This window comes from Bacillus sp. FSL W7-1085 (genome assembly GCF_038595035.1).
In the GTDB taxonomy this organism is placed as follows: Bacteria; Bacillota; Bacilli; order Bacillales; family Bacillaceae; genus Bacillus; species Bacillus altitudinis.
This window is the reverse complement of sequence record NZ_CP152000.1, coordinates 626,343-641,552: the sequence shown is the minus strand read 5'-3', so window position 1 is coordinate 641,552 and position 15,210 is coordinate 626,343. Positions and strand designations below refer to the sequence as shown.

The window sequence follows — 15,210 nt, the reverse complement described above, 5'->3', positions numbered from 1 at the left end:
ATAATAACTTCCATTTATATTGTTATATTGAATAATTATCCTTTTTAAGTATAACATTTTAAATTGATGATTCCCACAATGTAAAGAAGTGAATACAAAGTATTGTACAAAACATTTAGTCTGATTATACTCCTTAACAAAATTGTTAATATAAGGTGGATTAAACAACTTCATTTTCGAAAAAAATACTCATGTTGTATAGAAAAGTGCCTTTTAGTAATTATTATAATAATTTATCATACGAAATATCTTCGAAAGTATAGTCCAGTCTATCTAACTGAAAACAAAAAAATCCTAGCCAAAATGGCTAGGATTTTTTGTATCAAAGCATCACACATTTATTGATGTGTAATGAACTTTTTTAAGGGACAAACCTTTTCCTTTTTCCAACTCTGGCAGGATTTTTGGCGGGGATTTTGACGCGGAACCAATTAATTTTAACTAAAATTAACCTTTCTACAACTCGTAAATCCCTATTAAATCAGCGTAAAAACTTCATTTCTATTTTATATCTATTCCCACTCAATCGTAGCAGGCGGCTTACTCGTAATATCATACACCACGCGGTTCACATGCTTCACTTCATTCACGATACGAGTCGAGATCTTTTCAAGTACATCCCAAGGGATTCTTGCCCAGTCACTCGTCATACCGTCAATAGACGTAACAGCACGGATGCCGATTGTGTAATCGTATGTTCTTGCGTCACCCATGACACCTACGCTGCGGATGTCTGGGAGAACTGTGAAGTATTGCCAGATGTCGCGCTCAAGGCCGAAGTTAGCAATTTCTTCGCGTAGAATCGCATCCGATTCACGGACGATTTCTAGTTTTTCTTCAGAAATTTCACCTAGTACACGTATTCCTAGACCTGGACCTGGGAATGGTTGTCTCCATACGATGTCGTCTGGAATACCTAGCTCTGACCCTAGAGCACGAACTTCATCCTTGAATAGCGTATTAAGTGGCTCAATCAATTCGAACTGCATGTCTTCTGGAAGACCGCCTACGTTGTGGTGAGATTTGATTGTTTGTGCCGTTGCTGTTCCACTCTCAATGATGTCTGTGTAAAGTGTTCCTTGTGCTAAGTAGTCGATTCCTTTAAGCTTGTCCGATTCGTCATCGAATACATAAATGAATTCGTTACCGATGATTTTACGTTTTTGCTCAGGATCAGACACACCTTTTAGCTTGTTTAAGAAGCGATCTTTCGCATCTACTTTAATCACGTTCATGTTGAAACCTTCGCTAAATGTTTTCATAACCCCTTCTGCTTCGCCTTTGCGAAGAAGACCGTGGTCAACGAAAATACATGTCAGCTGATCGCCGATGGCTTTGTGGATCAATACAGCCACAACAGATGAATCTACACCGCCGCTTAGTGCGCACAATACTTGTTTGTCGCCTACTGTTTCACGGATTTTCTGCATTTCGATTTCAATGAAGTTCTCCATTGACCATTTGCCATCGCACTCACATACGCCGAAGACAAAGTTCTTCAATAGATCATTTCCGTACTCAGAGTGACGTACCTCTGGGTGGAACTGAACGCCATAGAAATTCTTCTCAGCTAAGCTCATCGCTGAGTTTGGACAATGTGCACTTGTTGCATCAACTGTAAAGCCTTCTGGTACTTCAACGACAAGGTCACCATGGCTCATCCAAACGACTTGATCCGTTGGAAGGTCTTTGAATAAAGCAGGTGTTCCGTTAATATGGATGTCTGCTTTCCCATATTCACGCTGGCTAGCCGCTTCTACTTTCCCACCTAAATAGTGAGTCATCAGCTGCATGCCGTAGCAAATGCCTAGAACCGGAATACCTAGATCAAAAATCTTTTCGTCACAGCGGAAAGATCCTTCATCATATACACTGTTTGGTCCACCAGAAAGGATGATTCCTTTCGGCGCCATTTCTTTAATTTCTTCAGCAGTTAAAGTGTGCGGATGAAGCTCACTGTACACACCAAATTCACGAATACGGCGAGTGATCAGCTGATTGTACTGACTACCGAAATCGAGAACCAAAATCATTTCATTTACTAAATTTGTCATGGTGTCACCTCTATGTCCAATATAGTTTTTATAAACGCACAGAAAAAATGAGAGGAGAAAACCTGCTCTCAGTGTAAATCACGCTTTTGAAGCGCCCAGACTCACATCCGAACGCTTCAATTTCATGTATTTTAGAAGGTTTTAATATTCACCTATTCTAACAACAGGAAGGTACGGGGTCAAGACTATCTCCTGTTTATTAAATTTTCCCATAACTTCACCGACTGCCGCCAAAGCGCCGACGCATCTTCTTGTCGATAGAGCGCCCGCTCATAGAACTGCGTTAGCTCAGACATGTGGTGATTCCCTTCCTTGTCATCGATCAAAGAAGCAAATTCTCTTAGCGTCACGCCTGGCTTTTTCTCGATCCCTCTGCGCCTTAGCTGTTTTAATAGAGCAGCATATGCGTAGAAAAAAGCTTCCTCATCTGGCAGACGTTTTACCTTTCTCACAATAAAGATTGGCAGCCATCTTGCTCTGAACCGGTAAAGCATCCAGCCTATGAAACCAAGAAAGACAATCACACCTGCTGCGTAGCCCAAGATTGAACCAACATGAACCATATTTGGCTTTGCTTTAGTTGCTTGTTCCTCTTGTTTTGCCGCCTGTTCTGGTTCTTGTTGCTGCGGCTGTTGTGTCTGCTCGTTTTCTTGTTGATCAGATGCGGGCTGATCTTTTTCATCCTGTTGATCATCTGTTTGGTCGTTGTTAGCCGTGGTTTCATTCGTAAATGTCTCTGGGTTCGTGAACCCTTTTGTCGGTTCGAATGTCACCCAGCCACGGTTTGGAAAATACACCTCTACCCATGAATGCGCATTGTTATTGGTCACTTCATACACATTGTTTCCATCCATTTGTGTTTCATATAACTGACCTGACGTGTACCCTTTCACCCATCTCGCCGGAATTCCAATCGAGCGAAGCATGACAATCATAGAGGTTGAAAAGTTATCACAATAGCCAATCATCGTATCAAATAAGAACTGATCCACATAGTCTTCGTCACGCCCAGGCACAGCGACATTTTGGGTTTCATATGAAAACTTCGCAGATCCTAAATAATCCTCAATCGCTTTTGCTTTATCATACATATTATCCTTCGTTTCCGTTAAGCTGTTCGCCAATGTTTTCACACGCTCTGGCAGCGAGGATGGGAGCTGCAAGTATTCACGTCCGACCTGCTGGTTCACTTGCTGCTTGGTCGGTACTTTGATCCGCTGTAAATCCTCTAGGATAAATGTAGGTGATAAGAAGCTGACTCGATAGTTCCCTAAATTTTTGGGCGGTTTTTGAGTAGACGGGACAATTTTCTCCGTTTTGCCCATCATTTGCAGTGGAATGTTTTCCATTGGCGTCAGCATAACCGTACCAATCGGATAAACTGCATGATTAAATCGATAATCTGATTCCATATCGACTCTCGTTTCATGCTCCTCTGTTTTCACGCGATTGGTAAACCACCGGTTCGGCACTTCATTCCCTTTTAACCGAGTAGGTTTCGTATCATTTGAAGCATCCTCCCAGCCTTTCCCCGTGTAAATACTTTTTGTTTCTACACGAAAATAAGACGGCTCTTTTCCGCTCCATTTAAATACCGGTGTACGGTCCTCACTAAACGGTCCCCCAAGCGACGAATCATCCGCACTATATCCCACCTTATTCTGCCCGGCAGAACCATCTTGATTCGTGACCGCTTTAAAAAACGGGACAGGGTCAGGCCATTTCGGATCAGATTTTGGCAAAGAAGCACCGAGTGATGCTGATACAAGAACAAGCGCCAGCATTGGTAAGAACCAATTGAGACGCGCTTTCTGTGACACCCGCACACCTTCAGCCGAACGAAGCCGGTCGAAATAGAGCAGGCCAAGCAAACAAAAGCCAAATACCATAATTCGAACGATCGCAAAAGTCGCATCATAAGGTGTAAACGTATCAAGAATCGTGACATATACAATCGTCATCAGTAAAAAGAAAAAGATACGCTGCTGATACACAACCCAATAATGAAGCAAATAAACAAGTAGCCAAAGCAAAATATAAAACAACAATGTGCGGAAAGACGGATACATGTCACTCCACATGCCCATGCTCATCAAAGAAATATTATCTTTAATATCAGCAAACAGCGCAGGCAGATAACTTGGCTCTGATTGATAAAAAATCAAATATAATGCGAGCAAGATCAATCCAGCACAAATAGGAAACGTCACATACCACTTCAATCGAAAGAACGTAAACAAACACGTAAGCCCTATAAAAATGATGAAATAAGACGTATGACTCGTCTCTGTAAAATCTTGAAGCGGACGAAGCCACTCCCAAAGCAGCAGAAATGCGACAGCATAATAGATGAACAACTCAAAACGGCTTTGCCGCTGATGCATATGCAGCATAAATGTTTGTCACCTCACAGTTCTTTCGTGCAGCCGGTCCTCAAATAAAAGGGTCGTGTGTATCCCAGAAGCTTTAAGCCGGTCCACAAGCTGTTTTTCTTTTGCCGTCAATCGATCAACGGCTCTCTTCACTAAAAGAACGGTGATGTTCTTTCTGTTTCGATTCCCAAGTAAAATGGCAGCAAGCTCTTCTTGCAGATGACCTGTCACCACATACTTTCCTGTCTGCTGGTGCTCACTCGATGTTAATGATTGATAATCAGGTGCACGAGAAGGCTGATACTGCACCTTTGTTAAATAGTAGAGCATGTCCTGTAAATGCCACTCTCCTTGATCCACTCGAAATAAGTGCTGATCCCCAAGCGGGACAAGGCCTACCGGCACCCCTTTTTTCACAGCCGTTTGCAGAACCGATGCGGCCATAGACACAATCGTTTCAAAAGCGGCTTCATCTGTAAAATCAGCAAACACCACCAGATCCTTTGTCTGATTCTGTTCAAACTCCTTCGTCATAAGCTGACCTCTTCTAGCTGTTGTCTTCCAGTCCACCCAAGCGAAACGGTCTCCTTGCTGGTATTCACGCACACCTGTTGTCACATTTGTCGGTTCATTTAACCAAGAGTGCAATGCTTTGCCTCCATTTTCATTCACCGATGCAGCAGATTCAACCGGAATATCCAATATTTTCGGATACACAAGCAATGTTTTCTCTAGTGGAAGAATCACTTCTTTTTCAACAAACCCAAACATATCACCCGTTTTGATTCTAACCGCCGTCAATTGATGCTCTCCCCGTACGATGTCATTGAATTGATATGAAAATCGCCACGTTTTCCGAAACCAAGGAAAGATCATTCGCTTCATTTCAATTTGTTCCTGCAAATGAAAGGTATCCGGCGGGTCATCCTCAAGTATGACGTACACGTACGGAAATAAATTCGTCCGCTTGATTTCAAGGTCCACAGACAGCACATCCCCTGCCTTTAACCGGGTATGCTGTAATGTCCTTTTGGCTGTGGCACGAAGTGGAACAAGGGCAAACAACAAAGCATACAAAGCATATGGTGAAAATGCATAAAAAAGGAACCAGCTCACAAAACCGCCCTGAAACATGGCATAGCAAAAGGCTGCTGCCGTGAGAATGACGAGCATCATCACCCGTAACCATAGTGAAAAAGCTAAACGATTACGTGACTTCATTGAGTCATCGACTTTTGAACTGGTACGCCAATATGCTCAATCATCTGTCGCAACAGTGTCTCCGCCTTCTTCCCTTCATATGTTGCTTCTGATGTCAAAATCATACGATGCGGCAATGTGTAAGGCGCCAAATACTGTACATCATCAGGAATCACATAATCCCGCCTGTTCAACAGTGCATACGCCTGAGCCGCTTTCATTAATGCAATTGAACCCCTTGGGCTCACGCCTAAATAGACAGACGGATGATTTCGCGTCGCTTGGGCGATTTCGACAATATATTCTTTAATCGATGCATCCACATGTACGGTCTGAACCGCTTGCTGCAAAGCATGGATATGATCTTTTGTCATGACTGCCTGAAGCGTGTCAATTGGCGATTGTTTCTCCTGCAAATTCAGCACCTCAAGCTCCTCCAGCATGGTTGGATACCCCATCTGCAGCTTGAACAAGAAACGGTCCATTTGCGCCTCTGGAAGTGGATAGGTTCCCTCATACTCCACTGGATTTTGCGTAGCCATCACAAAGAAAGGATCTGCCAGCGGCATCGTTTCTCCGTCCACTGTGACACTGCCTTCTTCCATCGCTTCAAGAAGGGCTGATTGTGTTTTAGGAGAGGTTCGGTTGATTTCATCAGCCAAAATAATCTGCCCCATAATCGGTCCTTGTCTAAATTCAAACTCGTTTGTCTTTTTATTATAAATCGACACACCTGTTACATCTGAAGGCAAAAGGTCAGGCGTAAATTGGATTCGCTTAAACTCACACCCAATGGATTTTGCAAGAGCACGAACCATCATGGTCTTCCCAACGCCAGGCACATCCTCTAATAGCACATGCCCCTTCGCCAAAATCGCAACAAGGCTTAATATCGCAATATCTTTTTTCCCCACCATCACTTTATTGATGTTATCTACGATTTTTTGTAAATCTGAATGCATCGGTTCATCAAATGCCATCCTGATCCTCCTATCACGTTTCCGTCAATTTTCATATAGTCTAACTTTACCATACAACACGCATTTGCATGAAACATCAACACGTAGAAAAAAGAAGCCTTCTCACGATGGAAAAGACTTCTGCTCCTCTTTAGGCTCACTTGCTGGTTCCATATGAACATGAGAGTGTAAAATATCATGCTCCTGCTTCATTCTGCGTTCAATTTCATCTGCAATATCATGGCTTTCTGCGATGTTTAAATGCGGCTCTACTTCAACGACCACATCCACATGGACGGTGCTTCCAAGATAACGAGCTTTAATGTCTTTCAAATCGCCCACTCCTGGTGTCGCTTCAATCGTCTCTTTATATTTAGACATATCTTTTATATGAAAACCGTCAGTTAACGAATGAGACGCATCTCTGAAAATCTCCCACGCCGTTTTACAGATAATTAAGCCAATCACAAACGCAGCAAGCGTATCAACCCACGCCAGCTGAAATTGAGAGGCGATAATTCCGACAAACGTCCCGATACTCACATAAGCATCTGATTTATTATCAGCCGCTGCCGCATATAGCGCCTGGCTATTAATTCGTTTAGACAGTTTACGGTTATACATATACACGCCATACATCACAACAGCACTTCCTGCTGCCGTCCAAGCTGCAATCATATCAGGCGTTTGATGCTCTGATGAGAAAAGCGACTGGCCTGCACTCAGCAAAACCTGAAGCCCGACAAGCATCATAATAAAGGAAGCCACAAGTGACGCAATATTTTCAGCTCTAAAATGACCGTATGGATGATCCTCATCAGGTGGCTTCTGAGAAATACGCAGCCCAATTAATACGGCCAGCGAAGCAATGATATCTGTCGTATTATTCAAGCCATCTGCGGAAAGGGCTTCTGAATGAAACACATACCCAATGATCAGTTTGACAGCAGATAAGATCACATAGGCTATAATGCTGACCCAAGCACCTGTTTCACCTTGTCTTAATTCGTTGTAGCGCTCCATACCGAACAGCGCCTCCTCACACATTACTTTTCTATATTTATCTTACAAAGCCAAGCCCGTGTGGGTCTACAGCAACATGATTCGCTTGAATCAGCAAAATAGGATACATAGAAATGTGTTGACCTAAGCAAACTTATTTTTATAAGGTCAATTGACCTCAAGACCAACTCCCATCAATGTTTTTCAAAACCACCCTGAAAAATGAAAAAGAACAAAATGACTCTACTATCTAATTGTCAGAATAGTTTTATTTTAAAACACAACTTTTCTTTCTTCCTTCTTATGCTATTTTTAAGAATGGGCAGAGGAAAATGAGGGAACATAATCTCTCAAATCCTTTATACTTTTTAACATCATGTTAAGAGGTTTGAAATGTCAGTTTGATAACCTGTCCAATGCTGAATGACAATTCAGTATGATAAAATTTAAAATATTCTAAAAACAAACTCTTGAATAAAAGAGAAATGTTTGGAGGTAAAGAAATGTCCAACGTGACAAACGGTCTTCAAAAAAACCTTAAGACAAGACATATTTCAATGATCTCCATTGCCGGGGTCATTGGGGCAGGGCTATTTGTTGGTAGTGGTGCTGTCATTCATTCTGCAGGGCCTGGATCGATTCTTTCCTATTCATTTGCCGGACTTCTGGTCATCTTTATTATGAGAATGCTTGGAGAAATGGCATGTGCCTATCCGACAAGCGGCTCTTTCTCACAATATGCGAGCGACGCCATCGGCCCGTGGGCCGGGTTTACAATCGGCTGGCTTTACTGGTTCTTCTGGGTCATCGTCATCGCCATCGAAGCCATTGCCGGTGCTGCCATTATTCAATATTGGTATGGAGATGCACCTGTTTGGCTCACAAGTCTTATCCTCACAATCCTCTTAACTTTGACAAATATCTTTTCTGTTAAATCTTTTGGCGAATTTGAATATTGGTTTTCATTGATTAAAGTCGTCAGCATTATTCTATTCCTACTCATTGGTTTTGCATTTATCTTTGGTTTTGGCGGTCATCATACTGCAGGTCTTGCCAATTTAACGGGGAATGGCGGTTTCCTTCCAAACGGGTTCGGCTCTGTGCTCCTCGGGATTGTCGTTGTCATCTTTTCCTTCATGGGAACCGAGATTGTGGCAATTGCCGCAGGTGAATCAGCAGACCCTGTTAAATCTGTGACAACAGCTACCCGTTCAGTTGTATGGCGTATTATTGTGTTCTACGTCGGGTCGATCGCCGTCGTTGTCACTTTACTCCCATGGAATTCAGCGAATATTTTAACAAGTCCGTTCGTTGCAGTATTAGAATACATCGGTGTCCCATCAGCCGCTCAAGTCATGAACGTCATTGTTTTAACAGCCGTTCTTTCTTGTTTAAACTCCGGCCTATACACAACGTCCAGAATGCTTTATTCATTAGCAGAAAGAGGCGAAGCACCAAAACGTTTTATGAAAATCAGCAAACGCGGTGTCCCTGTAGCAGCGACAGTCGCAGGTACCTTCTTTTCCTATATTGCCGTCATGATGAACTACTTTTACCCTGAAACCATCTTTCTATTTCTAGTCAATGCCTCTGGTGCCATTGCACTTCTTGTCTACTTGGTCATTGCCGTTTCACAATTAAGAATGCGTCGTAAAATTGAAAAAGAAAATCCAGAACAACTCAAAATCAAAATGTGGCTGTTCCCATACCTTACGTACTTTACCATTTTGGTCATCTGCGCCATCTTGGCCTCTATGCTGTTTATCGAATCGATGAGACCTCAGCTCATACTGACAAGCATCATTACCATCGGTGTACTAGCCGCCTACTTCATCTTTAAACCGAATAAAAAAGTGCCTGCAAGTGCAGCGCTTGAAAATAAACACCCTTAATTCTCCCGCTGAAAAGCGGGTTTTTTTATTTTATTCACCTATTTGGATGTCCGCACTTATAATGTATCAAATTGATTTTAAGTGAGGATTAGTCAACATGAACCTAGAAAAGTTTGTTGACGAGCTGCCAATTCCAGAAGTCGCAGAGCCCGTCAAAAAAAACCCAAGACAAACGTATTATGAAATCGCTATGGAGGAGGTGTTCCTAAAAGTTCATAGAGATCTGCCACCAACCAAGCTATGGACCTATAATGGCAGTTTGCCGGGTCCAACCATTAAAGCGAATCGAAATGAAAAGGTCAAAGTGAAATGGATGAACAAATTGCCGCTGAAACACTTCCTGCCTGTCGATCATACCATTCACGCTGGACATCATGATGAACCCGAAGTCAAAACAGTCGTTCACCTGCATGGGGGCGTGACACCTGCAAGCAGTGACGGTTATCCGGAGGCTTGGTTTTCGCGAGACTTTGAAGCGACCGGACCCTTCTTTGAACGAGAGGTTTACGAATACCCTAATCACCAGCAAGCATGCACATTGTGGTATCACGATCATGCCATGGCATTGACCCGATTAAATGTATACGCCGGATTAGCTGGCTTTTATTTGATCTCAGATGCGTTTGAAAAATCACTCGAATTACCGAAAGATGAATATGATATCCCTTTAATGATCATGGACCGGACATTCCAGGAGGATGGCGCACTGTTTTACCCAAGTAGACCAAATAACACACCAGAAGATAGTGACCTTCCAGATCCCTCTATCGTGCCATTTTTTTGCGGGGAAACGATTTTAGTCAATGGAAAAGTATGGCCATATTTAGAAGTAGAGCCTCGAAAATATCGTTTTCGTATCTTAAACGCGTCCAATACAAGAACTTACGAGCTTCATCTAGACAATGACGCCACAATCTTACAAATTGGATCTGATGGCGGCTTTTTGCCAAGACCTGTTCATCACCAATCTTTTAGCATTGCACCTGCTGAACGTTTTGATGTTATCATCGACTTCTCAGCTTACGAAAACAAAACAATTGTTTTAAAAAATACGGCAGGCTGCGGTCAGGATGTCAATCCAGAAACAGATGCGAACATTATGCAATTTAAAGTAACTCGTCCGCTCAAAGGAAGAGCAGCTAAAACATTACGTCCGATCTTCAAACCACTGCCACCGCTCCGGCCGAGCCGAGCTGATAACGAGCGAACACTGACCCTTACTGGCACACAAGATAAATATGGGCGCCCGATTTTATTACTAGATAACCGGTTTTGGAATGATCCTGTCACGGAAAATCCTCGACTTGGTAGTGTAGAGGTATGGAACATTGTCAACCCAACAAGGGGCACACACCCTATTCATTTACATCTTGTTCAATTTCGGGTGATTGATAGAAGACCATTCGATACAGACATCTATCAATCAACAGGTGAAATCGTGTACACGGGACCAAATGAAGCGCCTCCTTTGCATGAACAAGGCTACAAGGATACAATTCAGGCGCATGCCGGTGAAGTCATTCGCATCATCGCTCGGTTTGTCCCATATAGCGGACGATATGTGTGGCATTGTCACATTTTAGAACACGAGGATTATGACATGATGCGGCCGATGGATATCATTTAGTAAATATGAAACCTCCTCTCTGTTAATTGCGTAATATGAAAAAGGGCTAACAGCTTCTATATATTAGCCCTCTATTTTCTTTTCAATCTCCATGAGAAAAAACGAACAATGTATCGCATGAATGGCATTTTTTTGAACATTCCACACTTAAAAAGTTGACGAAGTAAACCGATAATACTACTATATACCCATTACCTCTATCAAAAGGCACTTAAGAAACCATGCACGAACAAATAGAAAATCGTCATAAAAAACGGAGGAGTTCAATTTGAATGAAGAAAAAGAGACTTGCCATGTCAAGCAAGAAACAGTGGCAGGTAACAGGGAGAAGCTTTCAATTCATGAAAACGAGAGCATTCGATCAAACATTGAACAACTAACAATTGAACTCGGTGAACAAAAAGAATTCAATCACTTCATATTAGATGAAAAACAGAAGGCCATCAGCACATTATCGGCTCTCATTGCAAAAGGTGATTGTGATGAAGAGTTAAAAGCTCATTTTGTACAAGCATTACATATCGGGCTCTCTGTTATAGAGATTATGGAGATCATTAAGCACTGTACAAAGGTTGCAGGATTCCCTCATTCCATTAATGCCTTGTTTATTTTTCAGAACTTACTAGATGAAAACAATAAATAAATAAGAGAAAACGAGAAGTCTTCTGTCCTCTCGTTTTTTTATTTCCACTTACTTTACTCTCTTACGCTGATTCTGTCACAGTAGCAAAATATCAAAATACCACTCATTTCCTTGCATAAAAAGTGATGTTCATTTCACAAATCCGCATTTTTCACCGACACATCCCATGACAAAATAAAAAAACGTCCAGTTATATAAAATAACTGAACGCGCACCTTTTACCGATTGACAGTGAAATTGTTAACAATCCCGCCTTCTTTCTCCCAAGCGGTTTCTACTGTTTTCTTCTTAATATCATATTCAAAAATGGTTCTGACCTTCGCCTTTCGTCCTGTGTCATCCTTTAATTCCTTTGCGTTCTTTGCAACACCTAAGAAATAAACAGATGTACCATCCGCAGAAAATTGTGGCTGGGCAGCACTTAAAATACGCACATCTTGGCTGTTTTTAACAAGTGTCTTTGTTTTTCCTGTATCTACATCCATCACCTTAATAGATGATACTTCTTTTTCATTTCGAACCTTCACTTCTGTATAAATGAGTTTTTTATGATCTGGTGAAAAAGAAATATCATTGATGGTTTGAGAAATACGTGCAATTCGCTTACCCTTCTCACCTGTTTGTAGGGTAATCTTCATGGTCGTTGGTTCAGGATCCATTCCTTTTTCATTTGCCTCATCCGTCTTTTTATAATCCTCTTTTAACGAATAATGCTGAATGGCCAACAGATTTGATGATGGATCATAAGCAAAAGAACTCACCGTATCATCATTACTTTTTTCTGGATATAACACTTTCACTTTCTGTGTTTTCAAATCAAAAGACGCTACATAAAATTGCTCACCTGAATCCTTGTTATACCTTAGATATAACTGTTTTCCGTCACCAGAAAGTCTCATACTGTCGATTGAATCGTCACTCGTAAAGAGCGTTTTTTCTTTATCCGTTTTCACATTCAATTCCCGTATACTTACTTTTTGTGTGTCTTCATCTGTATACGTGTAGTATAAAAGCTGTTTCGCCTGATCATAAGCAATTGAAGGATATGCTGTCAGTTTCTCTGTATGAAGCGCCTTGTCATACAAGTAATAAGTATTGTTTAACTTTTGATCCGTAAATGAAACAAGCAATTCGTCTTTTGCATCTTGATTTGTTTTCACTTTTCCTGCATGTTTTGCCTCTTGCCCCGGCTTTATCATGAAGAAGATGACGGCCGCAATCACTACGACTCCAATTACTGTGATGATCCACCATGTTGATTTTTTCATTGACTTTCAGACCCTCTCCACAAGAAAAGAAGCCAGAAAATGAACTTTTCCCGCTTCTTTGCATGCCTATGTATTAATAAGTGTAATGCCCTTTGACGACACCTTTACTTGTTTTATACCCAAGTGCTTTGAATGCTTTCGGACTTACGTCTAATACTGCGTTTGGCATTCTACCTACATCATATTTATATACTGTAATCACTTTATGTGGTTTCGCTTTTGTTGTCACTCTTAGTTTTGTACCTTTTTTCGGTACGTCAAATCCCATTTTCGTTGCTGCATCCCAATGACCGAGTTTTTTTCCATCTGCGCCTTTTTTACCGACACCATTATACCATGTAATATTGCCGCTTACTTTTTTTGCACTTGCTCCATGTGAGAAACTAAACGCTAAAAATAAACTAGCTACTGTTACGATTGTCGCGATAAGCTTTTTATTCATTAAAAAATCCTCCGTATTTGGTTTCTGACCCTATTATACATGAAGATGCACCCAGTTATTTTACAGTCACATTACAATTCGAATACAAGTTGACCACTTAATGACCGATTTTGTTCATAAATTTCACCAAAAACAGCCAGAACATTGTCAGTAGATCCCTCCCTTTTGTTTTATATAATAGAAATGAATCAAAGATAAGGAGGAATTTTCATGAAAAAGTGGTTCATCGTTTTGAGTGTAAGTTTGACCTTCGTATTGATGCTTTCAAGTATTCCTGCCTCTGCGGCTAGTCCTCGTCACGGCGCCATCGTGACACAAACGGATGAAGCCAAATGGTCAGGTATCTCGGCTGATATTGTGCTGCCAAAAACAGCCACCATTAAAAATGGCTATGCCGACTGGTATCTTGGTCTCGGTTCTGCCGTTGTTGAAAGCGGGATTTCAAAAACATCTTCTGGCTATAAGGTCTTCCTGGGCACCGGCTCCCAAGGCGGCAGTCAATATTGGAACAGCGAATACGATTCAAGTATTAAAGATGGTGCACGTGTCAACTTAAAGCTCATCAACAATGGTGATGGCACAGTGTCACTATACGTCAACGGGAAACTGCGTTATAAACAGCCTGTTTTCAACCCTAGTCGTCTGAAAGACCTCGATGTCGTCAAAATGGTACACGGCGTACAAGATAATGGAACAAACAGCTACTCGCAAGCAAGTTTCTCTAATGTACAGCTCCGTGCAAATACATCTGGAAGTGTCTATAAAAAATGGGACGGCACCGTCAAATCATCTCTTTTACGCAAAAATCTAGAATCTGGTGCTCCGGCTCCAAAATTCACGGTCATTTCGTCTATCCCACTTAGTACAACCCTTTCAGCACAATAAAACACGAGCACCCAACTTTGGGTGCTTCAAAATTGCTGACAAAGAGCTAAAATGATTTTATTTTAGCTCTTTGTCTTCTTTTCAGCGTGCAAGAAAACCTTTGCAGTCTAGGAAGGGCGAGCACCGGCGCGGAGCGAATTTGACATTCGGTAGCACCGACGCGCAGGCCTGACACCGAATGCGAGGGTTTGTCTACACGCTGGAGCACCCAACTTTGGTGCTTTTGATTGTTCACAGCTTATCAACACTTCTCTTTTAATCAAAACATCAATTCGTGGTAACATAAGCATACATACTTTGAAGAACAAAGGAGAAAGAACGTGAGAAAAAGTCTACTTGTTTTCATGAGTCTTGTTGCAACCTTCTCTATCCTAGCAGCATGCTCAAATACGGCAAAAGAAGAAAAAACAGAATCTACGGCACTTCCAACGATTAATGAACGCATTCAAAATGAAACGAAAGAGGTTATGGAGCAGTCTAAGCTCGTAAAAGACACAGCGATCACAGTTGATCAAAAGAAAAAAGTCATTTCCTTAAACGTGACGGCTTCATCTGAGACCAATAGTGATTACGCTGAAGTCATTGGTTTGAACTTTGCCAAAACACTAGCTATTGGTGCATCCACTGAAAAGGAAAACAACCTGCATAAACCGGAAAATGACAGCCTCGGCGCCCTCTACTCCTTTTATGACCTAAACATTACCGTGAAACAGGAAAACGGAAAAGTACTGGCAAAAGGAAAGAAAACAACAAATGAAACAAAGATTACCTGGGAGAGAGCCCAGTAATTGGACAAGAAAATTCTTTATGGATTTTCTTGTTTTTTTTAACAAAACTATTAACATTGTGAAAAGAATGCCGATGAG

The 15,210-nt window shown here is 41.6% G+C and carries 12 protein-coding genes; 5 read left to right on the top strand and 7 right to left on the bottom strand.

Annotated features, from left to right (window positions below):
• Nucleotides 1-512: 512 nt before the first annotated feature.
• The 5 genes from guaA to MKY11_RS03155 form a co-directional block, all read right to left on the bottom strand.
• Nucleotides 513-2,054 (bottom strand): glutamine-hydrolyzing GMP synthase, encoded by a 1,542-nt coding sequence (gene guaA, locus MKY11_RS03175; RefSeq protein WP_017366723.1) that lies wholly within the window; start codon nucleotides 2,052-2,054, stop codon nucleotides 513-515.
• A 185-nt stretch (nucleotides 2,055-2,239) separates the two neighbouring features.
• On the bottom strand, nucleotides 2,240-4,447 hold the full coding sequence (locus MKY11_RS03170; RefSeq protein ID WP_342501834.1) for a transglutaminaseTgpA domain-containing protein: 2,208 nt from the start codon (nucleotides 4,445-4,447) through the stop codon (nucleotides 2,240-2,242).
• A 9-nt stretch (nucleotides 4,448-4,456) separates the two neighbouring features.
• Entirely contained in the window at nucleotides 4,457-5,647 is a 1,191-nt protein-coding gene (locus tag MKY11_RS03165) for a DUF58 domain-containing protein (protein ID WP_342501833.1), read from the bottom strand.
• Nucleotides 5,644-6,606 carry a MoxR family ATPase gene (locus tag MKY11_RS03160; protein WP_017366721.1) on the bottom strand — a complete coding sequence of 321 codons (963 nt, stop codon included), beginning with the start codon at nucleotides 6,604-6,606 and terminating at the stop codon, nucleotides 5,644-5,646. The genes MKY11_RS03165 and MKY11_RS03160 overlap by 4 nt, the downstream gene beginning before the upstream one ends.
• Nucleotides 6,607-6,708: 102 nt before the next feature.
• Nucleotides 6,709-7,608 (bottom strand): cation diffusion facilitator family transporter, encoded by a 900-nt coding sequence (locus MKY11_RS03155; protein ID WP_008344349.1) that lies wholly within the window; start codon nucleotides 7,606-7,608, stop codon nucleotides 6,709-6,711.
• 482 nt (nucleotides 7,609-8,090) lie between these two features.
• On the opposite strand from MKY11_RS03155, the gene gabP reads away from it, so the two are divergent.
• The 3 genes from gabP (at nucleotide 8,091) to MKY11_RS03140 (ending at nucleotide 11,749) form a co-directional block, all read left to right on the top strand.
• On the top strand, nucleotides 8,091-9,479 hold the full coding sequence (gabP, locus tag MKY11_RS03150; RefSeq protein WP_173407809.1) for a GABA permease: 1,389 nt from the start codon (nucleotides 8,091-8,093) through the stop codon (nucleotides 9,477-9,479).
• A gap of 97 nt (nucleotides 9,480-9,576) precedes the next feature.
• Nucleotides 9,577-11,106 (top strand): multicopper oxidase domain-containing protein, encoded by a 1,530-nt coding sequence (locus MKY11_RS03145; protein WP_072367833.1) that lies wholly within the window; start codon nucleotides 9,577-9,579, stop codon nucleotides 11,104-11,106.
• Between the two features lie 268 nt (nucleotides 11,107-11,374).
• The gene (locus MKY11_RS03140; protein ID WP_024719378.1) at nucleotides 11,375-11,749 is read left to right on the top strand and encodes a carboxymuconolactone decarboxylase family protein; all 375 of its coding nucleotides are present in this window, start codon (nucleotides 11,375-11,377) and stop codon (nucleotides 11,747-11,749) included.
• 218 nt (nucleotides 11,750-11,967) lie between these two features.
• Here MKY11_RS03140 and MKY11_RS03135 read toward each other — a convergent pair whose 3' ends face one another.
• A complete protein-coding gene (locus tag MKY11_RS03135; RefSeq protein WP_274660875.1) occupies nucleotides 11,968-13,017 on the bottom strand; it encodes a hypothetical protein in 1,050 nt (349 codons plus the stop codon).
• Nucleotides 13,018-13,090: 73 nt separating this feature from the next.
• The gene (locus MKY11_RS03130) at nucleotides 13,091-13,459 is read right to left on the bottom strand and encodes an RlpA-like double-psi beta-barrel domain-containing protein (protein WP_003213878.1); all 369 of its coding nucleotides are present in this window, start codon (nucleotides 13,457-13,459) and stop codon (nucleotides 13,091-13,093) included.
• Nucleotides 13,460-13,669: 210 nt separating this feature from the next.
• On the opposite strand from MKY11_RS03130, the gene MKY11_RS03125 reads away from it, so the two are divergent.
• Both MKY11_RS03125 and MKY11_RS03120 read left to right on the top strand, forming a co-directional pair.
• Entirely contained in the window at nucleotides 13,670-14,344 is a 675-nt protein-coding gene (locus tag MKY11_RS03125) for a hypothetical protein (protein ID WP_268372850.1), read from the top strand.
• 320 nt (nucleotides 14,345-14,664) lie between these two features.
• On the top strand, nucleotides 14,665-15,132 hold the full coding sequence (locus tag MKY11_RS03120; protein WP_017366718.1) for a hypothetical protein: 468 nt from the start codon (nucleotides 14,665-14,667) through the stop codon (nucleotides 15,130-15,132).
• The last annotated feature ends 78 nt before the right edge of the window (nucleotides 15,133-15,210 follow it).